This window comes from Exiguobacterium sp. s124 (assembly GCF_018617485.1).
GTDB lineage: Bacteria > Bacillota > Bacilli > Exiguobacteriales > Exiguobacteriaceae > Exiguobacterium > Exiguobacterium aestuarii.
The window spans coordinates 1338193-1364396 of sequence record NZ_JACSKH010000001.1 but is presented as its reverse complement, the minus strand read 5'-3'; the positions used below and the strand labels follow the sequence as shown (position 1 = coordinate 1364396).

Annotated in this window: 22 protein-coding genes; 17 read left to right on the top strand and 5 right to left on the bottom strand. The window is 47.3% G+C overall.

All coding sequences use genetic code 11. The features are described from left to right. Positions 1 to 59 precede the first annotated feature (59 nt). On the top strand, positions 60 to 1169 hold the full coding sequence (locus KNO85_RS07110; RefSeq protein ID WP_214788357.1) for an NAD(P)/FAD-dependent oxidoreductase: 1110 nt from the start codon (positions 60 to 62) through the stop codon (positions 1167 to 1169). A gap of 36 nt (positions 1170 to 1205) precedes the next feature. Here KNO85_RS07110 and KNO85_RS07105 read toward each other — a convergent pair whose 3' ends face one another. Then, complete coding sequence (locus tag KNO85_RS07105) at positions 1206 to 1769, bottom strand: TetR/AcrR family transcriptional regulator (protein WP_214788354.1); 564 nt, start codon at positions 1767 to 1769, stop codon at positions 1206 to 1208. Positions 1770 to 1891: 122 nt separating this feature from the next. Between KNO85_RS07105 and KNO85_RS07100 the strand changes: the two genes are divergently transcribed. The 6 genes from KNO85_RS07100 to KNO85_RS07075 all read left to right on the top strand — a co-directional run bounded on the left by KNO85_RS07100 (position 1892) and on the right by KNO85_RS07075 (position 11449). After that, the gene (locus KNO85_RS07100) at positions 1892 to 2764 is read left to right on the top strand and encodes an ABC transporter ATP-binding protein (RefSeq protein WP_214788351.1); all 873 of its coding nucleotides are present in this window, start codon (positions 1892 to 1894) and stop codon (positions 2762 to 2764) included. Beyond that, the gene (locus KNO85_RS07095) at positions 2765 to 3559 is read left to right on the top strand and encodes an ABC transporter permease subunit (protein WP_214788348.1); all 795 of its coding nucleotides are present in this window, start codon (positions 2765 to 2767) and stop codon (positions 3557 to 3559) included. It abuts the gene before it with no gap. A 65-nt stretch (positions 3560 to 3624) separates the two neighbouring features. After that, entirely contained in the window at positions 3625 to 4437 is an 813-nt protein-coding gene (locus KNO85_RS07090; RefSeq protein ID WP_214788345.1) for an aldo/keto reductase, read from the top strand. A 117-nt stretch (positions 4438 to 4554) separates the two neighbouring features. Then, positions 4555 to 5307 carry a tryptophan-rich sensory protein gene (locus KNO85_RS07085; RefSeq protein ID WP_214788342.1) on the top strand — a complete coding sequence of 251 codons (753 nt, stop codon included), beginning with the start codon at positions 4555 to 4557 and terminating at the stop codon, positions 5305 to 5307. A 254-nt stretch (positions 5308 to 5561) separates the two neighbouring features. Next, the gene (gene gltB, locus KNO85_RS07080; protein WP_214788339.1) at positions 5562 to 10001 is read left to right on the top strand and encodes a glutamate synthase large subunit; all 4440 of its coding nucleotides are present in this window, start codon (positions 5562 to 5564) and stop codon (positions 9999 to 10001) included. Next, the gene (locus KNO85_RS07075; protein WP_214788336.1) at positions 9998 to 11449 is read left to right on the top strand and encodes a glutamate synthase subunit beta; all 1452 of its coding nucleotides are present in this window, start codon (positions 9998 to 10000) and stop codon (positions 11447 to 11449) included. Before gltB ends, KNO85_RS07075 begins: the two co-directional genes overlap by 4 nt. A 138-nt stretch (positions 11450 to 11587) precedes the next feature. On the opposite strand, the gene KNO85_RS07070 is transcribed toward KNO85_RS07075, so the two are convergent. From KNO85_RS07070 to KNO85_RS07060, 3 genes are all read right to left on the bottom strand, one after another. After that, positions 11588 to 12907, bottom strand: a complete 1320-nt coding sequence (locus KNO85_RS07070; RefSeq protein ID WP_214788333.1) for a Na+/H+ antiporter family protein — start codon at positions 12905 to 12907, stop codon at positions 11588 to 11590. Between the two features lie 141 nt (positions 12908 to 13048). Beyond that, complete coding sequence (locus tag KNO85_RS07065; protein ID WP_214788330.1) at positions 13049 to 13762, bottom strand: YebC/PmpR family DNA-binding transcriptional regulator; 714 nt, start codon at positions 13760 to 13762, stop codon at positions 13049 to 13051. A gap of 80 nt (positions 13763 to 13842) precedes the next feature. Beyond that, positions 13843 to 14289, bottom strand: a complete 447-nt coding sequence (locus KNO85_RS07060; RefSeq protein WP_031423822.1) for a MarR family winged helix-turn-helix transcriptional regulator — start codon at positions 14287 to 14289, stop codon at positions 13843 to 13845. Between the two features lie 389 nt (positions 14290 to 14678). Between KNO85_RS07060 and adhE the strand changes: the two genes are divergently transcribed. From adhE to KNO85_RS07010, 10 genes are all read left to right on the top strand, one after another. After that, positions 14679 to 17270 carry a bifunctional acetaldehyde-CoA/alcohol dehydrogenase gene (gene adhE / locus KNO85_RS07055; protein WP_214788327.1) on the top strand — a complete coding sequence of 864 codons (2592 nt, stop codon included), beginning with the start codon at positions 14679 to 14681 and terminating at the stop codon, positions 17268 to 17270. A 140-nt stretch (positions 17271 to 17410) separates the two neighbouring features. Then, the gene (locus KNO85_RS07050; RefSeq protein ID WP_214788324.1) at positions 17411 to 18325 is read left to right on the top strand and encodes an alpha/beta hydrolase; all 915 of its coding nucleotides are present in this window, start codon (positions 17411 to 17413) and stop codon (positions 18323 to 18325) included. Positions 18326 to 18460: 135 nt separating this feature from the next. Further along, positions 18461 to 19204 carry a DeoR/GlpR family DNA-binding transcription regulator gene (locus KNO85_RS07045; protein ID WP_214788321.1) on the top strand — a complete coding sequence of 248 codons (744 nt, stop codon included), beginning with the start codon at positions 18461 to 18463 and terminating at the stop codon, positions 19202 to 19204. Beyond that, positions 19201 to 20130, top strand: a complete 930-nt coding sequence (gene pfkB, locus KNO85_RS07040) for a 1-phosphofructokinase (RefSeq protein WP_214788318.1) — start codon at positions 19201 to 19203, stop codon at positions 20128 to 20130. The genes KNO85_RS07045 and pfkB overlap by 4 nt, the downstream gene beginning before the upstream one ends. Then, the gene (locus KNO85_RS07035; protein ID WP_214788315.1) at positions 20127 to 22034 is read left to right on the top strand and encodes a PTS fructose transporter subunit IIABC; all 1908 of its coding nucleotides are present in this window, start codon (positions 20127 to 20129) and stop codon (positions 22032 to 22034) included. The genes pfkB and KNO85_RS07035 overlap by 4 nt, the downstream gene beginning before the upstream one ends. A 141-nt stretch (positions 22035 to 22175) precedes the next feature. Then, positions 22176 to 22697, top strand: a complete 522-nt coding sequence (locus tag KNO85_RS07030) for a GNAT family N-acetyltransferase (RefSeq protein ID WP_214788312.1) — start codon at positions 22176 to 22178, stop codon at positions 22695 to 22697. Then, positions 22642 to 23286, top strand: a complete 645-nt coding sequence (locus KNO85_RS07025) for a hypothetical protein (RefSeq protein ID WP_214788310.1) — start codon at positions 22642 to 22644, stop codon at positions 23284 to 23286. The genes KNO85_RS07030 and KNO85_RS07025 overlap by 56 nt, the downstream gene beginning before the upstream one ends. A gap of 68 nt (positions 23287 to 23354) precedes the next feature. Further along, on the top strand, positions 23355 to 24110 hold the full coding sequence (gene pyrH, locus KNO85_RS07020; RefSeq protein WP_214788307.1) for a UMP kinase: 756 nt from the start codon (positions 23355 to 23357) through the stop codon (positions 24108 to 24110). 9 nt (positions 24111 to 24119) lie between these two features. Then, positions 24120 to 24767, top strand: coding sequence for an alpha/beta family hydrolase (locus tag KNO85_RS07015; protein ID WP_214788304.1), 648 nt, complete (start codon positions 24120 to 24122; stop codon positions 24765 to 24767). Positions 24768 to 24826: 59 nt separating this feature from the next. After that, positions 24827 to 25354 (top strand): GNAT family N-acetyltransferase, encoded by a 528-nt coding sequence (locus tag KNO85_RS07010; protein ID WP_214788301.1) that lies wholly within the window; start codon positions 24827 to 24829, stop codon positions 25352 to 25354. Between the two features lie 61 nt (positions 25355 to 25415). On the opposite strand, the gene KNO85_RS07005 is transcribed toward KNO85_RS07010, so the two are convergent. Next, positions 25416 to 26051 (bottom strand): peroxiredoxin-like family protein, encoded by a 636-nt coding sequence (locus KNO85_RS07005; protein WP_214788299.1) that lies wholly within the window; start codon positions 26049 to 26051, stop codon positions 25416 to 25418. Positions 26052 to 26204: the final 153 nt, after the last annotated feature.

The window sequence follows — 26204 nt, the reverse complement described above, 5'->3', positions numbered from 1 at the left end:
CGGGTCGATGATTTTTTCACGAAAGGATGTGTTGATCTGTCTGTAAGGACAGATTCATGATGAAGAAAATTGTGATTATCGGGTCGGGAATCGTTGGTATCTCGACAGCCTATCATTTAGCTGGGAAAGCTGACGTGACGGTCATCGACCGCAAAGAAGAAGGTCGTGCGACAGATGCGGCGGCAGGCATCGTATGCCCGTGGATCGCGCAGCGCCGTAACAAAGCATGGTACGCACTGGCTAAAGGAGGTGCGAATTATTATCCTCAGGTCGTGAAAGAGTTAGAAACAGAAGGAGAGACAGAGACCGGTTACAAACGTGTCGGGACACTAGCCCTCCATGAAGAAACAAAACTCGATCAAATGATGGAGCGGACGATGATTCGTCGCGAAGAGGCGCCAGAAATCGGTGAACTAGAACGATTGACCGCCGAAGAGGCGCAACGTCGTTTTCCTCCATTATCGGATGAATATGATGCGCTTCTTGTCACGGGTGGGGCACGCGTGGACGGCGGGAAGTTCCGGGCTGCACTCGAGCGAGTCGCCATGAAACGCGGTGTGACATTTGTAAACGGTTCGGCACGTTTGACTGGCGGGGATACAATTGGCGTTGAATGTGACGGGGTTGTGTATGAGGCGGATGAAATCATCATTGCGGCAGGGGCGTGGCTACCGGAACTGTTACAGCCTCTCGGATATACGGTTCGTGTCGACGGAGAGAAAGCGCAGCTCGTTCACGTCCAGTTAAAAGATACCGACGCGTCGGATTGGCCGGTCGTCATGCCGCCACGGCGCCGTTATTTACTTGGATTTGAAGACGGGAAGGTCGTCATCGGCTCCACCCACGAAAAAGGAAAAGCGTTCGATGTTCGACCGACCGCGATAGGCGTTCACGAAGTGCTAAGCAAAGGACTTGAGTCAGCACCTGGGCTTGCGGAAGCAGAACTCATCGAAACGAAAGTCGGTTTCCGTCCAGTCACCCCGAACTCGATTCCAGTGCTCGGGAGAGTTCCCGGTGCTGAAAAATTGGTTGTGGCGAACGGATTAGGGTCATCCGGTTTAACAGTTGGTCCGTTCATCGGTAAAGTGTTGAGTGACCTCGTCCTGACGGGTGATTGTGAAGTAGATCTTTCCCTTTATCCGATAGAAGATTTTATATTTAAAGCATAAGTTGAGGTGGTTGTCTGTTCATAGACAGCCACCTCTTTAGCGTTTGATGATGCCATTCAAAAAGAAATGAAAATAGTCTTCCATTGTCTCTTTCATATCCCCGATTGAAAAATGAGGATCAGATAGGATAGCCTGTTGCATCAATTGGACGTAACGTAAATAAGAAGTGGTCGATAACGTGGCATCGATTGCGCCTTGTTGTTTCCCATACTCAATCAATCTAGCGAACGATGCATAGCCACGGGACGCCAACTGTTCCCAATTCGGATCTTGCTGAATCATCTTGGTGACGGTCTCGTCAAATAGAACGGCCGTTTTGATTTTACGTTTCAAAATATCGACGAGTAACGCCTCAAACGGAGCGTTCGACTCAAGTTGCGCATCGATCCAATTCATTTGTTCCTCCGTCATCTGATTCAATACTTCCACCATGACTTGTTCTTTCGAACCAAAGTAATTATAGATCGACACAGGAGAGACATGTGCTTGCTTGGCGAGTTCACTTACGGTAAATCGAGATTGTTTCTCTGTCATCAAGTCATAGGCGGCACTTAAGATGGCCTGTCGTTTTTCTTCAGTGCGTTTTGCGAATCCATCCATTCGTCAGAGCGCTCCTTCCTCTAGTTTTGTAATAAATATACCATTTCCATTTCAAAAAAGAACGTGATATACTAGTTTTGTAATCATATCAATCATATATTTCAAAAAAAGGAGGGTTCGTGATGATTCGGATTGAGCGATTAACGAAACGATTCGATGCAACTCACGGCATTTTTGATGTATCACTTCAAGTGTCACCAGGAACGATCTTCGGATTCATCGGACCGAACGGAGCCGGCAAATCAACAACGATTCGTCATCTGATGGGTCTGTTGAAACCAAGTGAAGGCAGAGCAACCATTAACGGGTTTGACTGCTGGAAAGAAACCGAGCAGGTCAAGCAAAACGTTGGATATTTGCCGGGGGAAATCAACTATCCTCAAAATATGACCGGAGAAGAAATCATTCGATTGACGCGTCATTTACACAAGACGGATGCCAAACGAGAACAACGACTTCGTGAACGTTTCGCATTCGATGAGTCGACGAAAGTCCGGAAGATGTCCAAAGGGATGAAACAAAAGCTCGCCATCATTACCTGCTTCATGAAGGAGGCACCCGTCTATCTCCTAGATGAGCCGACGAGTGGACTCGATCCACTCATGCAGGAACGATTGATTGATTGGCTCATTGAAGAAAAACAAGCGGGAAAGGCGATTCTCATGAGTTCACACCACTTCCCGGAAATGGAGCGGACGTGCGATCGTGCCGCATTGATTAAAGACGGCTGTATCATCATCGAGGAAGATATGGAAGAGCTTCGGCAGCATAGCGTGAAACGGTATCGAATCGAATTTGCGACGGAGGATGAGGCAGTCCGATTCACTGAAACTTCTGGGACGAGAGATGGTGCACACGTTGAAGTCGCCATCACATCGCCACAAGATTTGAACAACCTGATTCGGACGCTTACCAACTTTGAAATTCGTTCATTAGAAAGTGGCGCAGACGAACTCGAACATTTGTTTATGCAGTATTACGGGGAGGCGACATAAATGTTAATACGCTCCATGTTTAAACAGAATCGGAGTTGGATTCTCGGTTATTCGGTCGGGACGAGTGTCTACCTATTCTTTTTGGCCGCGATTTTCCCGTCCATTCAGGAGACGGGAATAATTGAAGCAAAATTAGAGTCGCTGCCGCCTGAGTTGCTCGAAGTGTTTCAAATCGATGCGACGATGGCGATGGATAATCTGCTCAACTTACTGTCGAGTAATTATTATGGATTGATTTTCTATGTACTTGCCGTATTGTTTGCGTTGACGTTTGCCTCAAAACTTTTGGCCAAACCGGTCGATTCAGGGGAAATCATGTTGTATATGGCGGCCCCGATTTCTCGTCTCACGTATGTGTTGTCCACGTTTGTCATCCTCATCATAGCGGTAGTTCTATTTGTAGGATTGAATGGTCTTAGTCTCATGGCGGCAGATCTATTGTTCGATTTACAAATCGACTATACGATTCTATGGATGCTTCAATTAAACGGGGCTCTCGTGCTACTCGTATTAGGTGTCGTCGCCTATATGCTGGCCAGTTTGTTTGATGATAGTAGTAAATCCTATATGGTGACCGGTGGGATTTTCACCTTCTTTTTGATGGTGAATATCATCAACGGAGTAAGTGAACAATTCGAATGGTTAGGGAACATCTCGTTCTTTTCTCTATTCGATGCACCGTCTATCATGCGTGAAGAGTTTGGTGGCGTTCATTTTATCTGGTTAATCGGCTTATTGATCCTCTTTTCAGTACTCTCGTTTATGCGTTTTACCCGAAAAGATTTGACGATTTAGTTTTCCGAAATAAATTGTCGGGTATGATACAATCAGCTCGTTAGAAAGAAAAGGGGATGAATGAAATGCTATATGCTACGTTACGAAACAAAGTAGAGATTCCGATGATTGGGTTTGGTGTGTGGCAAGTCGACAATGAGACGGAAGCACCAGCCGCTGTCGTCGAGGCACTGAAGACTGGATACCGTCATATCGATACGGCTGCCATCTATAAAAACGAAGAAGGTGTCGCAAAAGGAATTAAAATCTCGGGAGTCGACCGTTCTGACCTATTCATCACATCGAAAATTTGGAATGATGATATCCGTGAAGGGAAGACGAAAGAAGCGTTTGAAGACTCATTGAAGCGCCTTGAGACAGACTATTTGGATCTTTGTCTTCTTCACTGGCCGGTAGATGGTTTCGTCGATGCATGGAAAGACCTCATCGACTTATATGAAGCAGGAAAAATCAAGGCGATTGGTGTGTCCAACTTTAAGGAACATCATCTAGAAGCGTTAAAAGAGGAAGGGTTGATGACACCACTGATCAATCAGGTAGAACTTCATCCTCAGCTTCCGCAACCGGATCTGTTGGACTATTGCCAAGATGAAGGCATCCAAATCGAGGCATGGAGTCCTCTTATGCAAGGTAAGTTCCTAGACATCCCAACTTTCTCTGAGATTGCAGAGAAGCACGGGAAGACACCAGCGCAAGTAGTACTTCGTTGGCATCTCGAATCGGGTCATGTGGCATTGCCAAAATCGGTGACACCGCACCGAATCCGTGAAAACTTCGATGTATTCGACTTTTCACTCGATGCGGACGATTTAGCGAAAATCGACCAAGTGGCGACAGGTGAACGCCTTGGGCCAGACCCGGATGAAATCGACTTTTAATATAGGGGGGGCTCGCATATGCGAGCCCCTTTCTACGTGTAGAGTCACATGGATGCGGGTAAAGATTGTTATGTTGCTAAAAGGAGGTGTTTGGTCTTCATTTCGAAGATCGTGCATATGGACTTATCAAAATGGCCAATTGTGAACTGGGTCGCTTTTTTGGCGACCGTCGTCATCAACTACTTTGCGAGCGGTGACAATGCCGCAGTTTCAGACCGAATCGACATCTACTTTAAACCGGCGGGTTACGCCTTCTCGATTTGGGGTGTCATCTATGTGGCATTACTCGTATGGTTAGTATTACAACTGAAGAAAGGAACGACTGCGAATCGGCAGGCTGAGCGCATGAAAGCAGGATTCCTCATTTCTTGTGTGTTGAATGGATTATGGCTCCTTGCATTTACGAATGAGTGGTTCGTACTCTCGCTCGTGATCATGGTGGCATTTTTAGCGTCTCTATGCTGGCTGTACTATATTGCATTCCGCACATCTACAAGTTGGCTCGACCGCTTCCCATTCTCAATTTATATCGGTTGGGTATCGGTCGCGACAATCGTCAATACGTTCGTCGTGATGAAGACGGAACGAATCACATCGTTCTTAGGCCTTGATGAACTTGCTTGGACCTCGCTCATGCTCATGGTCGGTGTCGTTTTGGCACTTCTTTTCATGTGGTGGCATCATGATTTCATCTACCCACTCGTATTCGTTTGGGCGTATATCGGTATTTTTGCGAGAATTGAAGAAGGGACATTATATGTCGTCATCGTCAGTGCGCTCGCGTTACTCGCAATCGGGTATATCGGTTTGATTTTGTGGAAGCGTCCCAAATCGTTTCTTCATCATCCGCGAAATACAGTACAACAATGAATGAAAAAAGGATATCTTCATAGATATCCTTTTTTGTGTTCGTAAGAACCTATAAATAAATAATATTCGTGGATATTTATTCTTTATCTAACATAACTAAAACGATAAAACCTGTTGATATCAGTTGTGTATACGCTTTCATAGACGTTCGTAGACATTTCTATTATGCAAAAATACATACAGTCCCCTTGATTTTTCAGAATATTTAGAACAGAATGTTAATTACGAAACTGTGAGTGAAAGGGGTCGATGATATGAGTCGAGTTGGACTGTATGACTCAAGATTTGAAAAAGACGCATGCGGGATTGGATTATACGTCAATCTACACGGACTAAAAAAACATGAGATTGTCCGTAAATCCCTCTCGATGTTATGCAACTTGGAGCACCGAGGAGGACAAGGTGTCATCGATGCCGGCGATGGTGCAGGTATCATGACCGAAATCCCACATGAATTGTTTACGCAAACGATGAACCTTCCGTCACTCGGTCGCTACGCTGTCGGAATGGTTTTTTTTCAGCCATCTGAAGATCGACTACAAGAAAAAATCAAATTGATGGAGCGTATGGCGGATGAATTAGACTGCTCGACCATCGAGTGGCGAGAAGTTCCCGTGGATTCGACGCAAATCGGAGAACATGCACGTGTGACACAACCAGTCATCTATCAGTGGTTTATCTCATGTCCGTTCCTCGATGAAGATGCGAATGAACGTGTGTTCTATGAACTCCGTCGAAAGATTGAAAAAGTCGAATCGTTACACTTATATATTGCAAGTTTATCGACAAAAACGATTGTTTATAAAGGGATGTTGACGCCTGTTCAAATCGACGCTTTTTATTTGGACTTGCAATCTCCACACTACAAGAGCACGTTCGGAATCGTCCATTCACGATTCTCAACAAATACGTTTCCTTCCTGGGAACGAGCCCATCCGAACCGCATGATCGTCCACAACGGAGAAATCAATACGTTACGAGGCAATATTGATGCGATGCGAGCGCGCGAAGGGGTCACATCGACAGACTTGTTTGAAGACGTGAACCATTTGTTCCCTGTCCTTCAGGAGGACGGGAGTGACTCGTCGATGCTCGATAATGCCTTCGAATTCTTCACACGCATGGGTCGTTCGATTGCGCACACAGCGATGATGTTGATTCCTGAACCGTTTGTTGAAGGAAAGATGGAGCCGTTCAAACGTGACTTCTATCAATACCATTCGTCGATTATGGAGCCGTGGGATGGTCCGACAGGGGTCGTCTTCACGGACGGGCGACAAATCGGGGCAATCTTAGACCGAAACGGGTTACGGCCGATGCGTTACGTCGAGACGTTGGATGGAGAGTTGATTCTGTCATCAGAGACAGGGGTCATTCCAGTCGACGCCGAAAACGTCAAATCAAAACAGCGACTACGACCTGGACAATTGCTTTTGATCGACTTGATTGAGAAACGTTTGATTCCCGACGAGGAGATTAAAGAGACGATTGCGAAGTCTGAGCCGTATCATAAATGGCTCAAACAAATGATGAAAATGGAGGACAGAGGTGTTCAGGAGCAGAGTGTCTTAGAACTCGAACGTGTGCAACGTGCATTTGGGTATACAAAAGAGGACATTGAACAGTACATGATTCCGTTGATCCAAGACGAGAAAGATCCAATTGGGTCGATGGGACACGATCAACCGATTGCTGTTCTTTCCACACGCCCTCGATCGCTCTTCCATTACTTTAAACAACACTTCGCTCAAGTGACGAATCCGCCAATCGATGCCTTACGGGAGAAAATCGTCACGGCGACATTTACTTGGATCGGTCCGCAAGGAGATCCGGTCCATACCGGACGTGGCCATGCCAAACGAGTATGGTTGGATCATCCAATCATTGACGGTGCGACACTCAATCAAATCGATGAGCGACTCAAGCTCACACGCGTCGATACAACGTTCGAGGATGATTTAGAGGCGTCGCTTGAAGCCCTTTTACAAAACGTCAGCCAGGTCGTACGAAATGGCGCGAACGTAATCGTTCTATCTGATCGCCTCGTGTCACATGACCGGATTGCCATGCCTGCGCTTCTCGTACTCAGTGCGGTGCACCAACACTTGATTCGGGAGAACTTGCGGTCGAACTGTAGTCTCGTTTGCGAGAGTGGAGAAGTTCGAGAAGTGCATCAGGCAGCGACTTTGATCGGATATGGGGCCGATGCGGTATATCCTTACGTTGCCTATGCGACGATTCAACACTTGGTGGAGAATGAGCAGATTGCTCATTCATTTGAAGAGGCTGTTCGCTCGTACCAAAAGGCGGTCGTTGAGGGGATCGTCAAAATCATGTCAAAAATGGGAATCTCGACGATTCAAAGTTATCGTGGGGCTCAAATCTTCGAAGCTGTCGGCCTCGACCGAGATATGATTGAAACACATTTCCGGGGAACGACGTCCCAACTATCAGGGATTGGATTCGTTGAATTAGAAGATGAGGCGAAATCACTCCATAAATCTGCCTATGAGACGAATCGTCCGCTTGAAGCGGGCAGTGATTTTCAGTGGCGTTCAGACGGGGAAGAACATGCGTTCAATCCGAAGACGATTCATTTGTTACAACGCGCTTGCCGTGAAAATGAACGAAAATATTATGATGCCTACGTGAAATTGCACGAGTCTTCGGGACAGTTCATCCGTCAATTGTTCTCCTTTAAGACACAACGTCCGGTACCGATTGATGATGTGGAACCGATCACGTCAATCGTAAGTCGCTTTAAAACGGGAGCGATGTCGTTCGGGTCATTGTCGAAAGAAGCACACGAGACGCTCGCCATCGCGATGAACCAAATCGGTGCGAAAAGTAACTCGGGTGAGGGCGGGGAAGACCGTGCCCGCTTCGTGCCGGACGAGTTTGGAAATGAACGGATCAGTCGTATCAAACAAGTGGCGAGTGGACGTTTCGGTGTGACGGCCGAATATTTGTACCATGCCGATGAGATTCAAATCAAGATGGCCCAAGGTGCAAAACCTGGGGAAGGCGGACAACTTCCAGGGAACAAGGTGTATCCATGGGTCGCTGAAGTTCGGGGGTCGGTTCCAGGCGTCGGTCTCATTTCGCCGCCTCCGCATCACGATATTTATTCAATTGAGGATTTAGCGCAACTGATCTTTGACTTGAAGCATGTGAACCCGAATGCAAAAATCAGTGTCAAACTCGTCTCGAAATCAGGAGTTGGAACGATCGCAGCGGGCGTGGCGAAAGCGAACGCGGATACGATTGTCATTAGTGGATACGATGGAGGAACCGGTGCATCTCCGAAGACGTCCATCAAGCATACAGGACTCCCGTGGGAACTCGGTCTCCTCGAGACACATCAAACGCTCGCGTTGAATGGGCTACGAGGTAGAGTCACGCTCGAGACAGACGGGAAGCTCATGACTGGCCGCGATATCGTCATGGCGGCAATCTTCGGGGCGGAAGAGTTTGCATTCGCGACAGCACCACTCGTCGTCCTCGGATGTATCATGATGCGCGCTTGTCACTTAGATACTTGCCCGGTCGGTGTCGCGACACAAGACCCCGTACTTCGTCAGAAATTTATGGGGAAACCGGAACATGTCATCAATTTGATGACGTTCTTGGCTGAGGAAGTCCGAGAAATTTTAGCATCACTCGGTGTGACATCGCTTGACGACGTGATCGGTCGGACGGATTTACTCGAAGAAAGTGAATGGAAGACGAATCATCCGAAAGCGGGGCGTTTAGATTTGTCCCCGATGCTCTCGATGCCGACTCCGTTACCAGAACGAGAAGAACTACCGCATCCGGCATACCGCTCTTATGACCATCGCAAGCTCATCCCTGCTGTATCACGCTCCATCACTTCTACCCAACCGACGTTCTTCGTAGGGCGGGTCCGAAATACGGATCGGGCGGTCGGAACGCAGTTAGGGTTTGAAGTGACGAAAGTTCATGGTCAGGTAGGCCTACCTGACGATACGATCTCGCTTCGGCTTAGCGGATCTGCCGGACAGAGTCTAGGAGCATTTTTACCAAGCGGGATCACCATCTCTGTCATCGGGGATGCGAATGACTATATCGGCAAAGGCTTGAGTGGTGGGAAACTTGCTTTGATTGCCGAGAAACATGCCCCGTTCGATGAAAGTGAACAAATGATTGCCGGTAACGTCTGCTTATACGGAGCGACGAGCGGTCAGGCGTTCTTTAACGGCCACGTCGGCGAACGGTTTGCCGTTCGTAACTCTGGTGCGACGGCAGTCGTCGAAGGCGTTGGGGATCACGGGTGTGAATATATGACCGGAGGAACGGTCCTTGTACTTGGACAGATTGGACGAAATTTTGCAGCCGGTATGTCTGGTGGTACAGCTTATATTTACGGCACGCAAGCCTATGAACAACTCGTGAATAATGAACTCGTCTCCGTCGTACGAGAACTGGATGATGAGGACATGGAACAAATTTATGCGCTTCTCGAGGCACATCAATTCCACACGGACAGTGTCAAAGCGCGGACGATTTTAGAGACATTTGAACAAGTACGTTCACACTTTGTGAAAGTCGTTCCGAGAGACTATGCGAACGTCTTAGACGTGATGCGTCAAATTGAGGCGAATCGTCCGGAATTGAGTGAGGCCGACCGAGCACTTGAATTGTTCCGTGTCGTGACTGAAGGAGGTACCGTATGAAACATAACTTTTTGAACATCGCGCGAACGACGCTGCCAGAACGTCATGTCGAGGAGCGAGTGAGGGATTATGATGAATATGCGTCTCGTATGGATGATCAATCCGTCCAACAACAAGCCGCACGCTGTATGGACTGCGGCACACCGTTCTGTCACGTCGGCGATTTGATTGGTCAGGAGACGATCGGTTGCCCGATCCACAACTATATCCCAGAATGGAACAAACTCGTCACGAAAGCGGACTGGATGGGTGCTTACCATCGATTGATGGAGACGAACAACTTTCCCGAGTTCACGGGAAGAGTTTGTCCTGCACCGTGTGAAGGATCATGTACACTCGGGATCAGTGAAGATCCGGTTGCCATTAAATCGATTGAGCGAACGATCATTGACCGGGCATTTGAGGAAGGCTGGGTAAAACCGAGACCGGTCCATCGAAAGACCGGGATGACGGTCGCCGTCATTGGAAGTGGTCCAGCCGGGTTGGCTGCAGCCGATCAATTGAATCAACTTGGGCACTCGGTCACGATTATCGAAAAGGCGGATGAAGCTGGCGGACTCCTCATGTATGGAATCCCGAATATGAAACTCGATAAAGATGTCGTAAGACGTCGTGTTCGTTTACTCGAACAAGAGGGCATCGTCATCCGGACGAACGTGGAAGTCGGTACCGACGTGACGGTCGAATCGCTTCGGAGCGATTACGATGCGGTCATCTTTGCGACAGGGGCTCAGAAACAACGCACGCTCGGGATCGACGACGATGATGCTGTTGGCGTTGAAATGGCGATGGATTATTTGACGGCATCGATGCATGAACGTAAAGGAGCTTCTCTCGCCTCCGTTTACGATGCCAAAGATAAAAACGTCATCGTCATCGGAGGTGGAGATACAGGAGCCGATTGCGTGGCGACGGCGATTCGTCAAGGCGCAAAATCAGTCGTTCAGTTTGGGAAGCACCCATCAAAAGGGTTGCTTCGTGCCCCTGAGAAACCTTGGCCGCTTCAACCTGACACGCTCACGACCGATTATGCGTACGCTGAATCACTCGCGGTCTATGAGAAAGACCCGAGGACGTACTTGATTCGCTCCAACCAAATCGTTACGAAAGAAGGGCGAGTCACCGGGATCGAAACGGAACGAATGACGAAAGTGGTCAACCCAGATGGTCAAGCGACATTCTTCGTAGAAGAAGACTCGATGGAGACGTACCCTGCGGACCTTGTCCTCGTCGCAATCGGGTTTGAGCGTCCGGAGCACGAGTTGAGAAAAATTGGTGTCGAGAAGACGAAGGATTTTCATACAGCAGTGGACAACGTCTTTGTAGCTGGGGATGCGAAACGAGGTCAAAGCTTAATCGTATGGGCAATTCGAGAAGGACGAGAAGTGGCGGAAGTGGTCGATGCGTATCTCGATACTTGCAAGACCGTCTTAAAAACCTCATCATAAAAAGGAGCGACTGCCGTCGCTCCTTATCTTTTGTTTAGGAGGAGTTTTATGTTCACCGAAATCCTCATGTATACGGGAATCTGGTTTATTCTCATCCTGATTCTATTAGGAACCATTTATTCACGACGGAAAAAATGATCAAAGCACCATCGCGGCAATCACACCGAAGATGATGAGTGGAATGTTGTAGTGTAAGAACGTTGGCCAAACAGTTTCGCGAAGGTGATCGTGTTGACCGTCAGCGTTCAATCCACTCGTAGGACCGAGTGTCGAGTCACTCGCAGGACTTCCGGCGTCACCAAGAGCACCTGCAGTCCCTATGATAGCAATCGTCGCCTCGACAGAGAAGCCGTACTGTACACAAAGCGGTACGAAGATCGCCGCAATGATTGGAATGGTTGAGAAACTCGACCCGATTCCAAGTGTGATGACGAGTCCGACGAGTAACATGACGAGAGCCGCAATCATTTTAGAATCACCCATCAAATTGCTCGCGCCATTGACAAGTGGATCGATAGCGCCGGTTTCACGAATGACGGCTGCAAATCCACTAGCGGCAATCATGACAAAACCGATGAATGCCATCATACGCATCCCGCTCGTGAAGATGTCATCCGCCTCTGACCATGGGATGAGGCGGAAAATGGAAAGCAAGATCAATCCTGTCACCGCCGATGCAATCATCGACTCCGTCTGCAATTGGACGATGAGGACGATTAGAACAACGACGAGCGTCATGATCATCTTGAAACCACTCATTTGACGAACTTCATAATCAGTTGGTCCTAGTGCGATTGTTTCGTACGAACGTGGTTTCCGGTAGTGAATGAACGCGGCAATCAAACCGACGACCATCCCTAACGCTGGGATTCCCATAATCGAGACGATATTGACGTCTCCGACAGCCAAACCGTTCGCTTCGACGTTTGCAATCAAAATCTCGTTCAAGTAAATCCCGCCGAACCCGACAGGTAGCAACATATAAGGTGTTACGAGACCGAACGTCAAAATAGTTGCGACGAGACGGCGATCTAATTTCAATTCATTGAATAAGACGAGTAACGGCGGAATCACGATCGGGATAAAGGCGATGTGAATTGGAAGCACGTTCTGTGAACTGATTGACAACAATAAGAGAAGCGACAGTAAGAACGCTTTGACATAACTCACGCGTTTGCCTGATACGTCACGACCAGACATCGCGATCAACTTCTCAGCTAAGACGTCCGGTAGACCCGTCTTCGATAATCCAACGGCAAATGCACCGAGAAGTGCGTAACTAAGGGCGATGCTCGCTCCGCCACCAAGACCATCGCTGAAAGCGGTCAACGTATCGTTAAACCCAAGCCCTCCAACAAGCCCTCCGACTAGCGCAGCTAATATTAAGGACAATACAATGTGCACACGACTGATGGCGAGTGCAAACAAGACGATAACAGCAAGTAGTACTGCGTTCATATTGATCCAACACCTTTCACTTTTCTTTCTCTTGGTATCACTTTAATATGATAAAGACTTTTTGAAATTTAACATATGACGTGACCCTTGTCAAATCGAATATGAAAAAAGCGATAACTCGTGAAAGTTATCGCTGGCATGTTACATGTCGACGTTGTGATAGACTTGGCGCACATCTTCCAAGTCTTCGAGAACATCGATTAATTTTTCAAACTGTTCTTTCGATTCGTCATCGAGCGATACCTCATTTTGTGGAAGCATCGTCAACTCCGCCACGGCAAACTCTTCAACCCCAGCAGCCTTGAACGCAGTCTGAACAGCATGGAACGCTTCTGGCTCGGCATAGACGATGACCGTCTCGTCTTCCTCGATGACGTCACGGACGTCAAGGTCGTGTTCCATCATAAGTTCAAAGGCGTCATCTGCCGACATTTGGTTCACACCGATGACTGCTGTCGCATCAAACATGTACGCGACCGAACCGCTGACACCCATGTTTCCTCCGTTTTTACCGAATGCGGCACGGACTTCAGATGCTGTACGGTTCACGTTATTCGTCAACGTATCGACGATGACCATCGCACCGTTCGGTCCGAATCCTTCATAACGAAGTTCATCGAAGTTTTCCTCGTCGCCACCTTTTGCTTTATCGATGGCGCGATCGATGATTGCACGAGGCACGTTATACGTTTTCGCACGCTCCACAACGAACTTTAATGACTGGTTCAACTCAGGATCAGGTTCCCCTTGACGGGCGGCCACATAAATCTCGCGACCGAACTTCGCATAGACGCGACTCGTGTTAGCGTCCTTCGACGCCTTCTTCTCTTTAATGTTGTTCCATTTACGACCCATTACATGTCATCTCTCTTTCCATTTGTACGTAGATTCATTACAGATTATATAAGAAGTTGCGTGAATTGACGAGAGAAGTTTTACTCGTCACCTTTATCCATCTTCTCAACAATCTCGGTGAGCGTCTTCAGACTGTCAATGAGTCGATCGGTTTCATCTTCATTTAGAAAGGCGAGACGTTCCTCGAAGAGTCTGCGGAACGAGTCTCTCCGTTCGAGTAAAATACGTTCACCTTTCTCTGTCAATTGATTCCAAATGACCCGACGATCCCGTTCGTCCGGTACGCGCGTGATATAGCCCTCATTCAATAGTTTCGTGATGAGCGGGGTGACGTTCGGCGGTGCGATGGAGAGTGTCTCGCTAATTCGACCGTTCGTGACAGCCCCCTCGTCCTCAATCAACATCAATAGATGGAAATGAGAGAAGTTCAAGTTCGGGATTTGTGGAAAATCAGATCGACGTAGCAGTTTACGACGAATTAAAGGGATTAGTTTGACGAACTGGTCCGCTGCATCTTGTTTCGGCATAGTAGATTCACTTCCTAGTTAGGTTCTATTTTCATTATACACGAGTTAGGTGCAGTTGAACCTAAAAACGGGTTGATGTGACGATTGATACATCTTAAAAGAGATACAACAGACACAATTAATGTAAGCGTTTACATATGTGGTAACTTACATTTTCATGAAAACGTATTCGATTTTACTGAGGACGCATATAAAAATCAAGAGCTATCAACAAATGGCGAAAAAATATTGTGAAAGAGTTCACATTGTTGTCACCCACAGACTCTGAAAAACATTGTATTCTATGAATGTGAAGGAAAGCACAATCTCTTGAAAGTAGTCATCACATTGTGTCTTCCATCAAGTCAATATGTTCATTAAAAGCTCTCAATTATGAGGAGGAACCTAACATGGCAGTCAAAGAGAAAGCAAAAGTGGAAACTACGGCAGAACAAATGGTGGATACGCTCGTAGCGGGTGCACACGTCGCACTCGATACGTTGATGACGTTCGACCAAGAGAAAATCGATCATATCGTACAAGCGATGGCGCTCGCTGGACTTGAGCAACACGTCGCACTTGCGAAATTAGCACATACAGAAACAGGTCGCGGTGTCTTTGAAGACAAGATGATCAAAAACATCTTTGCGACAGAATATATTTACAACTCACTCCGTGGAGAAAAAACGGTTGGCGTCCTTGAAGACGATGTTCAAAACGGAATCACGTACATCGCAGAACCAGTCGGTGTCGTCGCTGGGGTCACACCGGTCACAAACCCTACATCGACCACGATGTTCAAAGCGATTATCGCCATCAAGACACGTAACCCAATCATCTTCGCCTTCCACCCATCGGCTCAACAATGCTCAAGTGAAGCTGCACGCGTCCTTCGTGACGCAGCGGTAGCGGCAGGTGCTCCTGAAAACTTGATTCAATGGGTTGAAGTTCCATCGCTCGACGCAACAAAAGCACTCATGAACCACCCTGGTGTAGCAATGGTTCTTGCGACTGGTGGGGCAGCGATGGTCAAATCAGCTTACTCGACTGGTAAACCAGCACTCGGTGTCGGACCTGGTAACGTACCGGCCTATATCGACAAGACTGCGAAAGTGAAACGTGCCATCTCTGACGTCATCCTTTCAAAAACGTTCGACAACGGTATGATTTGTGCGTCGGAACAAGCGATTATCGTCGACCAGGAAGTATACGAAGAAGTGAAGGCCGAAATGACGGCACTTGGTTGCTATTTCTGCTCACCTGAAGAAAAAGCAAAACTTGAAACACTCGTAATCCGCACGGACACATGTGCAGTTAACCCAGAAATCGTAGGGAAGCCAGCAGCGTGGATCGCTGAAAAAGCAGGTCTCAAAGTACCGGCTGATACGAAAATCTTGATTGCTGAACTTGAAACGGTCGGCGCAACTGAACTTCTTTCTCATGAGAAATTGAGCCCGGTTCTCGGTGCATATAAAGTACAATCGCGTGAAGAAGGATTCGCCATCGCTGAAAAAATGCTCGAAATCGGTGGTCTTGGCCATACAGCGGTCATCCACTCAACAGATGACGATGCGATCCTCGAATTCGGTCTTCGCATGAAAGCTTGCCGCATCATCGTCAACTCACCTTCAGCACATGGTGGAATCGGTGACCTTTATAACGAAATGACACCATCACTCACGCTCGGTTGTGGGTCTTACGGTAAGAACTCCGTCTCAGAAAACGTGACGGCGAAACATCTACTCAACGTGAAAAAGGTGGCGAGACGTCGCGTGAATATGCAATGGTTCAAAGTACCTGAAAAAATCTATTTCGAGAAAAACTCAGTACAGTACCTTCAATCGCTCACAACGAAAAAACGGGCGATGATCGTCACTGATGAAATGATGGTCAAACTCGGATTCGCTGACAAAGTTATCAAAAACTTGCCTGCAGGCGTCGAGTATCGCATCTTTGACCAAGTCGAACCAGACCCATCTGTTGAGACGGTCATGAACGGTGCCGAAGCGATGCGTCACTTCCAGCCAGACATGATTATCGCACTTGGTGGAGGTTCACCGATGGATGCTGCGAAAGGGATGTGGCTCTTCTACGAACGTCCAGAAGAGAAATTCTCAAACCTTCGTCAGAAATTCATGGATATTCGTAAACGGACTTACAAGTTCCCGACACTCGGTAACAAATCAATGTTCATTGCAATCCCGACAACTTCTGGTACAGGATCTGAAGTGACACCGTTCACCGTCATCACAGACAAAAAACGTAACGTGAAATATCCGATTGCTGACTACGCGATCACACCAGACGTTGCAATCGTCGACCCTGAGTTCGTCATGACCGTACCAGCATCGATTACGGCTGACACAGGAATGGACGTCATGACACACGCAATCGAAGCATACGTTTCAGTCATGGCGAACGATTACACGGACGGCCTTTGCCTCCGCGCCATCAAGATGATTTTCGACTACCTACCAAAAGCGTATGAAAACGGTAGCGACGCGGAAGCACGTCAGAAAGTGCATAACGCTTCAACGATGGCTGGTATGGCGTTTGCGAACGCGTTCCTCGGAATCAACCACTCGATCGCTCACAAAATCGGTGGAGAGTTCCATGTACCACACGGTCGTACGAATGCAATCCTTATGCCACACGTCATCCGTTACAACGCGACACGCCCATCAAAACTTGCGGCGTTCCCGAAATATGAGTCATTTATCGCAGACGAGCGTTACGCAGAAATTGCACGTTACCTCGGACTTCCTGCAAGCACGACAGCTGAAGGTGTCGAGTCACTCGTCCAAGCGATTATCGAGCTCGGTCAACGGTTGAACATTAAACTATCGTTCAAAGCGCAAGGCATTAAGAAAGCAGAACTCGACGCGAAGATTGACAAAATGGCAGTCGACGCATTCGAGGATCAATGTACGACGGCGAACCCGAAAATGCCGCTCGTCGAAGAATTGAAAGAGATTATGTACGCAGCGTACGAAGGTGTATAAGTAAAGAATTAATCAAGGTGCCCGTTCGAGAGAGCGGGCACCTTTTTTGAGGAGATAAAAGGTTAGTTAAGAAATGGCACAGGCGACGACATATTTTTTTGGTGGCCGGTTTCGGGTATGATAGAAGTGGAGGCGATACGATGAAACAAGAGATGACGATTACGACAGCATACGGAACGATTGTAGGAACTTTTCTTTCACATGAGGAGCCTCGGGCGACCATTGTCATGTTGAGCGGGAGCGGACCGAGTGACCGTGACGGAAATATGGGTGGTGTCGGTTTTAATACGTACGCCAAGTTATCTGAGGCGCTATACGATCATGGTTACAACGTGTTCCGATACGATAAGCAAGGAATCGGGAAGTCGGATGGTGACTTTAATAAGGTCGGGCTACATGATTTGATTAACGATGCGATTCTTGTGGTGCGAACGATTAGGCAACTAGCGGACGTGAACCATCTCTATATACTTGGCCACAGCGAGGGGGCAGTCCTCGCACCTGCCGTTCAGCTTGAAACGAAAGCGGATGGACTCATTTTATTATCAGGATTCCATGAGTCATCGAAACAGATGTTTTTGTATCAAGCAGACGCCTTAGCGAAGGATGTCGAACGGGTCAAAGGATTGAAAGGCATGTTTTACCGAGTGACAGGCGTGGCAAAAAAAGTAAGGAAACGACAGGATGATTTGCTCGAGCGATCTTTACGTACGAACGTATCCGCATTTAAATATCGGGGACAAGTCGTGAACGCGAAATGGATTCGTGAACATGCCTCGTATGACGTACGAGAGCGGTTAGAACATGTCACCGTTCCGGTCCTTGCGATTACAGGGGGACGTGACGTACAAGTCCCACCGGAACACGTCCATATGATTCAGACGAAAGGGGAGGTTACGTCCTCTATCATCGATGACATGAATCACCTTCTCGTGGAGCGAGATTCGCCGCATTCTCTTCTGACGCTTCATAAAGAATACCGCGAGGCGATTGATGAACCAATTCATCCAAAACTCGTGCAAGAAGTGGTGGAGTGGTTAAGAAAACAGTCATAAACACAAAAAACGGTCATTTATTGACCGTTTTTTGTGTTATAATTGTGACAGATTGAATGTATCTGAATGTTTTTGAATGATTTTAGTTGTTTTTATAATGAAAACGCTTTATATTAGACGTATGGAGGGAACAAGATGTTAACGAAACAACGACATCAGTTGATTTTACAACGCTTATCTGAGCAGAAAGTCGTCAAATTGAAAGAGTTGGTTGATTTGACGGATTCATCCGAGTCGACGATTCGCCGTGATTTGACGGACCTCGAAGCGGAAGGATATCTGGTAAGGGTGCACGGGGGAGCGACACTCATCGCAACTCCTGACGAAGAACCGACATTTGAAGAGAAACGAGATCGTTTCGTCGATGAGAAAGTTGCGATTGCACGGAAGGCCGCAACATTCATTGAAGACGGGATGTCGATCTATTTAGATGCCGGGACAACGACTCAAGCAATGGTACCGTTTTTAGAAGGAAAGAAAATTGTCGTCGTCACGAACAGTCTACCGATAGCGAATGAATTATTTAATCTTGATATTAAGACGTTTGTGATAGGCGGAGAATTGAAACGGTCGACTCAAGCGCTCGTCGGATATAACGCGCGTGAGAGCATGATGAATTATCGAGTTGACCTCGCTTTCCTCGGAATGAACGGAATCGACCTTGACGCAGGCTACACGACACCGGACCCAGAAGAAGCGCTTGTCAAAAAGACGGCGATTGAATTGGCACAGACGTCATACGTGCTCGCGGACGCATCGAAAGTCGGGAAACGAACGTTCAGCCGAGTCGCCACGTTAGACGCTGCGCAATTAATCACATCAAGCGATGTATCAATGAGTTCCATCCAAACAATAACAAAGGTGGTGAATGCGAAATGATTTACACGTTAACACTCAACCCTTCTATTGATTACTATGTGACATTACCAGAAGTAAATTTAGGAGAAGTGAACCGAATCGAAGAAACGACCGAACGAGCAGGTGGAAAAGGAATCAACGTTTCGATTGTGCTTCGAGAATATGAAAAAGAAACGAAAGCTCTTGGCTTTCTCGGTGGAACGACAGGTGACTTCATTAAAAAGTCGCTCGTCGACCATGGCGTACACACGGACTTCGTCGAAGTGAACGGAAATACCCGAATCAACGTCAAGGTTCGTGCAAAAGAAGAGACCGAATTGAACGCGAGCGGACCGAACATCACGGATGGTGAACTCGAACAATTAAAAGCCAAGTTCGACCAAGTCGATGAAGGTGACATCGTCGTTCTTGCAGGGAGTATCCCAAGCAATTTACCGGACTCATTGTATCGGACAATCGCTGAATCTATTCGTGAAAAAGGTGCCGACTTCGTCGTCGATACGACGAAAGACGCCATGCTTGAAGTCCTTTCGCTCGAACCGTTGATGATCAAACCGAACCATCACGAGTTAGGTGAACTGTTTGATACAGAGATCGAGACGTTTGAGGACGCTCTTCCTTATGCGGAGCAGCTCGTCGAACGTGGCGCGAAAAACGTCATCATTTCATTTGCAGGAGATGGAGCACTACTCGTCAACAAGGACGGCGCGGTCACGGCGAACACACCAGTCGGGAAACTCGTCAACTCAGTCGGTGCCGGAGACTCACTCGTTGCCGGATTTGTCGCAAACGTCAAAGAAAAAGGCGAACAGGAGGCGTTCCGCTACGCTGTCACGACAGGTAGTGCGTCCGCTTATACGTTTGGCTTATGTTCAAAACAAGATATTGATCGATTGATCGATCAAGTACAAATTACACCACTTAAACGAATGGAGGAAACAACATGAAAATCACGGACTTGCTCCAACGCGATACGATTCAATTGAATCTTCGCGCCAGCTCTAAGCGTGAGGTCATCGAAGAACTCGTCGATGTCCTAGACCGTGCCGGTAAACTATCTGACCGTAACGGATATCGTGACGCCATCTTAAAACGTGAAAGCGAGAGCACGACAGGACTTGGAGAAGGGATTGCCATCCCCCACGCGAAAACGAGCGCCGTCAAAACACCAGCCATCGCTTTCGGTCGTTCAGAAGGCCTCGATTATGAAGCGTTAGACGGTCAACCAAGTCGTCTCTTCTTCATGATTGCAGCTGGGGAGAACGCAAATAACGAACATCTTGAAACGCTCTCTAAATTATCGGTCTACTTGATGGACCCAGCATTTCAAGAGCGCCTTTATGCAGCAACTTCTGAAAACGATGTCATCCGTGCCATCGAGGAGAAGGAAGCTGCTGAAGAGAAGCCAGAAGTCGTCAAACCTACGAATGAAGATGCACCGTTCATCTTAGCAGTCACGGCTTGTCCGACAGGAATCGCCCATACGTATATGGCAGCGGACAGCTTGAAACAAAAAGCGGAAGCGATGGGCGTTGATATTAAAGTCGAAACGAACGGTTCTACTGGAGTGAAAAACGAACTTACACGTGCAGATATCGATCGTGCAACAGCAATCATCGTCGCAGCAGATAAAGCCGTAGAAATGGATCGTTTCGCTGGAAAACGTGTCATCGAAGTACCGGTCGCGCAAGGCATCCGTAAACCAGAAGAATTGATCAATCGCGCCGTCAATCAAGATGCGCCGGTGTATGAAGCTTCAAAAACATCTGGTGCACCGAAAGAACAACGTACAGGTATCTATAAGCACTTGATGAGCGGTGTATCCGCGATGCTCCCACTCGTTGTAGCTGGTGGTCTCTTGATCGCGATCAGCTTCTTCTGGGGCATCAACTCGGCGAACCCGGATGACCCGTCTTACAATGAATTTGCCGCCCAGTTAATGACAATCGGTGGAGCTGCCTTCGGTTTCCTCGTTCCGATTCTCGCTGGTTTCATCGCCATGTCGATTGCCGATCGTCCAGGTCTTGCGCCAGGTCTCGTCGCAGGGGTACTCGCAAGTCAAGGGAATGCAGGGTTCCTCGGTGGTCTCATCGCCGGTTTCTTGGCAGGTTATGTTGTCCTCTTCTTGAAAAAGGCGCTTGCGAAGTTGCCAGCTTCACTTGAAGGAATCAAGCCGGTTCTCTTATATCCGTTACTCGGATCGTTCATTTCAGGTATGGTCATGTTGCTCGTCGTCAATGAACCGATCGCAGCACTGATGACATGGTTGATGGATACGTTGAACAGCATGAGCGGCGCAAACGCCATCCTTCTTGGTGTCATCGTCGGTGGTATGATGGCAGTCGACATGGGTGGTCCGATCAACAAGACGGCATACGTGTTCGGTACGGCAGCCCTCACAGCTGGAAACCAAGAAGTCATGGCAGCCGTCATGGCGGGTGGAATGGTGCCACCAATTCTTGTCGCACTCGCATCGACTGTATTCGCTCGTCAGAAATTCTCGAAACAAGAGCGTGAAGCAGGTAAGACTGCTTACATCATGGGTGCTTCATTCATCACCGAAGCGGCCATCCCGTTCGCTGCAGCGGATCCGATTCGCGTCTTACCATCTGCAATCCTCGGCTCTGCAATCGCAGGTGGATTGTCAGCATTCTTCACGATTCAATTGCCAGCCCCACACGGCGGAATCTTCGTCTTCCCACTTCTTGAAGGAGCTGGAAATGTCGCGATGAGCATGGGACTCTATGCCGTTGCCATCTTGACAGGTGCCCTCGTTGGCGCATTGCTCCTTTCATTCTTGAAGAAGCCGTTAACGTCGTCTACACCGGTCCAATCAAAAGAAGTCGCATAAACCGAAAGAGTCGTTGCCTCAGTAGAGGTGGCGGCTCTTTTTTTGTGGTAGAAGAACGATGAAAATTCACATAATCTCGGATTGCAAGTTGGGGATTTGTGGTAAACTATTTGTAAAGCTTCGGGTTAGGAGGGGGTCACATTGGACATTCGGGTCGCCAAACCAGATGATGTGTATGGGATTGCGAGAGTGCGTGTGAACGGATGGCGAACGACCTATCGGGGGATCGTGCCGACTGAATATTTGCTAAAAGTATCGTCCGGTTCCATCGAATGGGCAGAACGGTTGCGGACAGCGCTTCGTCAACAGGAAGTAGCCGGCTTTGTGGCGACTGTGGATGATGAGATTGTAGGCTTCGTCCTTTACGGAGAAGAGCGTACGGGTGAGTACCCGGACCACACGAACGAAGTGTATGCCATTTATATTTTGGAGAATCATCAAGGGAACGGAATCGGGTCCGCTCTCCTTGAGCACGCCGTACAGTCGATGTGCGAGGCGGGACTTTTGATTTGGGCGCTTGAGATGAATCCGTTCCGCACATTTTATGAGCGGAAACAAGGGCAAGTCATCGACCAAAAGGATCGGGAGTTCGGGGAGTTGTTACTCCGTGAAGTGGCGTACGGCTGGGAAACGACCCGGCATGATTCGATTATGGGAGCCTGAGCTTACAGACCGTAGGGTGTTCTACGGTCTTTTTTCTGTACATTGTCACTGTTTGATTTGTGAGATTAGTGCTGAAATGGATACGTCAGAAGAAGACTATGAGAGTGCCTCCAAACACTTATTTGAAGCATACGAAAAGTATCCGGAGCATTCGATCTTCTTCGCCCTTGGCGTATATCTTGATACTACTTTCGTCTATCCAATATTAGACGAAAGAAAGATTGAAGAGATCGAGTCGATGCTGAATATAATGGATGCTAAATCAAAAGGGATTCTCTACTATTCGATGGCCGATCTCCATAGTTACGAACGTCCAGCTCAGTATGAATCGTATCTGTTCAAGGTGATTGCAGAGTATCCAGAATTTCCTCGTTACTATCTTGATCTTGGACGGTACTATTTCTCAAACGAGAATATTGAAAAGGGAAAGCTGTATATAAAAGAAGGTTTGCTCAGAGTAAACGAGTGTCTCAATGACGCATCACTTCAAGACTTTGAGATTTCTTTGTATACGTTTATCGATGAAGAGATCGGTGGACTTTACATGTTCGATGAGTCTTACAAAGAGTATGAAGAAATGTCCCTTTGAATCAAAAAAGGAATCTTGTTGTTCAATTAAACAAACTCCTCTATACTAAATTGAACAAAAAATTCCAAATGAAGGGTTGGGAAACTTTGAAGCACCAAAAAATATGCATCAAGTTAAGTGGAGCCGCTCTAGCCGGTGATGGAACGGAAAATTTTGATGAAATGAGTCTCAGCCTGATTGCAGAGGAAATATTGTCACTCGCAAAGAGTGGGGTTGAAGTTTGCGTCATGGTCGGCGGGGGGAACCTTTTCCGTGGCAATCAAGCAGAAGCGTGGGGCATCAATCGCGTCGAGGCAGATCATATCGGTACGCTCGGTACCGTCATGAATTCATTGATGTTGCGGGGCATCTTGAAACGAGACATCGATCAAGAGGTACGCGTCATGACGTCAATCCCGATGCCAAGCGTTGCCGAGCCATACATTCAACTTCGTGCTATCAATCATTTGAAAAAAGGATATATCGTCATTTTCGCAGGCGGTAACGGTCAACCGTTCGTTTCTTCAGACTATCCGGCCGTTCAGCGTGCCATCGAAGTGGGGTGTGATGCCTTATTCGTCGCAAAGAACGGTGTTTCTGGCGTATTTGATCGAGACCCACGATTGGATGCAGCGGCTCGTCAATATGAAACCCTTCACTATAACGACGTCATCTCCCATGATTTGAAAGTGATGGACCAATCAGCGTTACTACTCGCAAGAAATCACGGATTGCCGATTCACTTGTTCGATTTCAAGGAGCGGAATGCGATTCAACGAATCCTTCAAGGAGAGACGATCGGGACGATGATTCACCACCATGACACGCAACTTTTGCAGAAATGAGGGAACGATATGTATGAAGAAACAGAGGGTCGAGTCATCGGCACAAACGGAATACCTGTCTCGTATTCATTTCTGCAGTCTGATTCGTCATCCGACACCCTCGTGATCTTGTTGCCGGGATACGGATATACGAATGATTCCCCGATGTTTCGCTATACGACAGCGCTTTGTTTAGAGAATGGATTGAACGTCCTTGAGGTCAACTACAACTATCGGGATGAGCGATATGAATCAGTCGATGTATCAGTGGCGATTGTTATCGATGTTCGGCTCGTCATCGATCAACTGCTACAATCCCATTCCTTTAATAAATACATAATCATCGGAAAATCGCTCGGTACGATTGCGATGACGAGTGAACGTGGCCGTCATGTGTTTCGCGACGCCGAACTGGTCTGGTTGACACCGTTGTTGAAACGAAATGACGTATACGAAGCGATCTTGTCTCATGAGGGAAAACAGCTTGTTCTCATGGGTACGGAAGACCAACACTATATACTTGAACGAATCAAGAATCTTGAGCATGAGGCATTGACTGAACTCGAGATTGTCGAGCAGATGAACCATAGTCTCGAGTACACAGGAGACACATACCGGTCACTACGCTTACTCGAAACACTTCTCAAACGCGTTGAGGAATTTGTCGTTATACCATAAAGTTATTAGGTTGTGAGTATTCTTACGATACTCACGACGATTTGCAAGGGGGAATCGATATGGAATTTACCACTGAACGTCTAGAAATCAGACCATTCAAGAAGGACGATCTGTATGCTACATTTGATATTTATAAAAATCCTGACGTGTGTAGATATCTCTTACATGACCCTTGGACTTCTGAGAATATGAATGAAGCGTTTGCTAAAAAACTGAACAATTCTACCCTTACCGAAACAAGCCCATTGAATTTGGCGGTTGTCCATCAAGATGAAGTGATCGGGGATCTCACAGTTTGGTATACGGGGATGAAAGAAACTGTCGAGATTGGCTATTGCTTCGCTGATTCTCACTCTGGGAAAGGGTTCGCTACTGAAGCAGTTAGAGGATTGGTCAAAGAGTTGTTTAACGAGTTCAAATTGCATCGTATACAAGCCAATCTTGACGCAAGGAATGTCGATTCCCAAAAATTATGCGAGCGAATCGGAATGAGAAAAGAAGCTCATTTCTTGAAAGATTATTGGAATAAGAATGAATGGACCGATAGTATGGTGTATGGAATACTACAAGAGGAATTCAATAAATGATGAGACGATCTGTAAAAATGGCACAACGAAAAGGAGATGACAACGTCACCTCCTTTTTCATTTATAATTGTTCAATGACCGTTTTCGGGTCGACACGTTCTGTATAGTCAGCGGGCACATCACTGAATGAAATCGTACCATCCGGTTGGATGATAAACGTCGCTGGCTTCGGAAGCTGCCAGTCCTCATTGCCGTTATGTGCATCGACGTGGAGACCAGATGCTTCATAAATCTCAATCAAATAATCCGGCATATCAAAGACGAGGTCAAATTGACGTGCGACTTGATTATCTACGTCGCTCAACACGTAAAAGTCGAGCTCGTTCTTCTCCTTCGTAGATAGTGAGTAATCAGGTGTCTCTGGGCTGATCGCCACGAGTGTGGCACCCTTTTCCTCAATTTTTACTAATTCACGCTGATACGCTCGAAGTTCGAGGTTGCAGTATGGGCACCATCCACCACGATAAAACGTGACGATGACAGGTCCTTTCTCGAGAAGTGCCTTCAAGCCGACGTTTGTCCCGTCTGCATGAGGCAATTCAAACATCGGTGCTCGATCGCCGACGGTTAGTCCCGATGCAATCCCTGAATCTTTCAATTCTTGCGTCGCTTGTGCCATCAATCGCTGCTTTTCAGCTGGCGCTTTTTGCTTAAATTGTTCTTTATACGTTTTGATTTCGTCCAATAATGTATTCATGTTTTTGCCCCCTTTTCCGATATGTTAACTGAATACAATTCAGATTACGAATATAATGATTTCCTTCTATATTGATTGCTGAAGTGAAACTCCATTTCAGTTTCCGAAAAATAATTTTCGAATAATTCAATCAATGATCAACATCTATTTTTC

Excerpts from the sequence above, each read along its gene's own strand:
- KNO85_RS07010 (WP_214788301.1), top strand. The coding sequence starts at position 24,827 with ATGGAATTTACCACTGAACGTCTAGAAATCAGACCATTCAAGAAGGAC.
- KNO85_RS07060 (WP_031423822.1), bottom strand. The coding sequence starts at position 14,289 with ATGCCGAAACAAGATGCAGCGGACCAGTTCGTCAAACTAATCCCTTTA.
- gltB (WP_214788339.1), top strand. The coding sequence starts at position 5,562 with ATGAGTCGAGTTGGACTGTATGACTCAAGATTTGAAAAAGACGCATGC.
- pyrH (WP_214788307.1), top strand. The coding sequence starts at position 23,355 with ATGAAGGGTTGGGAAACTTTGAAGCACCAAAAAATATGCATCAAGTTA.
- KNO85_RS07005 (WP_214788299.1), bottom strand. The coding sequence starts at position 26,051 with ATGAATACATTATTGGACGAAATCAAAACGTATAAAGAACAATTTAAG.
- KNO85_RS07035 (WP_214788315.1), top strand. The coding sequence starts at position 20,127 with ATGAAAATCACGGACTTGCTCCAACGCGATACGATTCAATTGAATCTT.
- KNO85_RS07065 (WP_214788330.1), bottom strand. The coding sequence starts at position 13,762 with ATGGGTCGTAAATGGAACAACATTAAAGAGAAGAAGGCGTCGAAGGAC.
- adhE (WP_214788327.1), top strand. The coding sequence starts at position 14,679 with ATGGCAGTCAAAGAGAAAGCAAAAGTGGAAACTACGGCAGAACAAATG.
- KNO85_RS07050 (WP_214788324.1), top strand. The coding sequence starts at position 17,411 with ATGAAACAAGAGATGACGATTACGACAGCATACGGAACGATTGTAGGA.
- KNO85_RS07090 (WP_214788345.1), top strand. The coding sequence starts at position 3,625 with ATGCTATATGCTACGTTACGAAACAAAGTAGAGATTCCGATGATTGGG.
- KNO85_RS07100 (WP_214788351.1), top strand. The coding sequence starts at position 1,892 with ATGATTCGGATTGAGCGATTAACGAAACGATTCGATGCAACTCACGGC.
- KNO85_RS07015 (WP_214788304.1), top strand. The coding sequence starts at position 24,120 with ATGTATGAAGAAACAGAGGGTCGAGTCATCGGCACAAACGGAATACCT.
- KNO85_RS07105 (WP_214788354.1), bottom strand. The coding sequence starts at position 1,769 with ATGGATGGATTCGCAAAACGCACTGAAGAAAAACGACAGGCCATCTTA.
- KNO85_RS07110 (WP_214788357.1), top strand. The coding sequence starts at position 60 with ATGAAGAAAATTGTGATTATCGGGTCGGGAATCGTTGGTATCTCGACA.
- KNO85_RS07085 (WP_214788342.1), top strand. The coding sequence starts at position 4,555 with ATGGACTTATCAAAATGGCCAATTGTGAACTGGGTCGCTTTTTTGGCG.
- KNO85_RS07070 (WP_214788333.1), bottom strand. The coding sequence starts at position 12,907 with ATGAACGCAGTACTACTTGCTGTTATCGTCTTGTTTGCACTCGCCATC.
- KNO85_RS07095 (WP_214788348.1), top strand. The coding sequence starts at position 2,765 with ATGTTAATACGCTCCATGTTTAAACAGAATCGGAGTTGGATTCTCGGT.
- KNO85_RS07075 (WP_214788336.1), top strand. The coding sequence starts at position 9,998 with ATGAAACATAACTTTTTGAACATCGCGCGAACGACGCTGCCAGAACGT.
- pfkB (WP_214788318.1), top strand. The coding sequence starts at position 19,201 with ATGATTTACACGTTAACACTCAACCCTTCTATTGATTACTATGTGACA.
- KNO85_RS07045 (WP_214788321.1), top strand. The coding sequence starts at position 18,461 with ATGTTAACGAAACAACGACATCAGTTGATTTTACAACGCTTATCTGAG.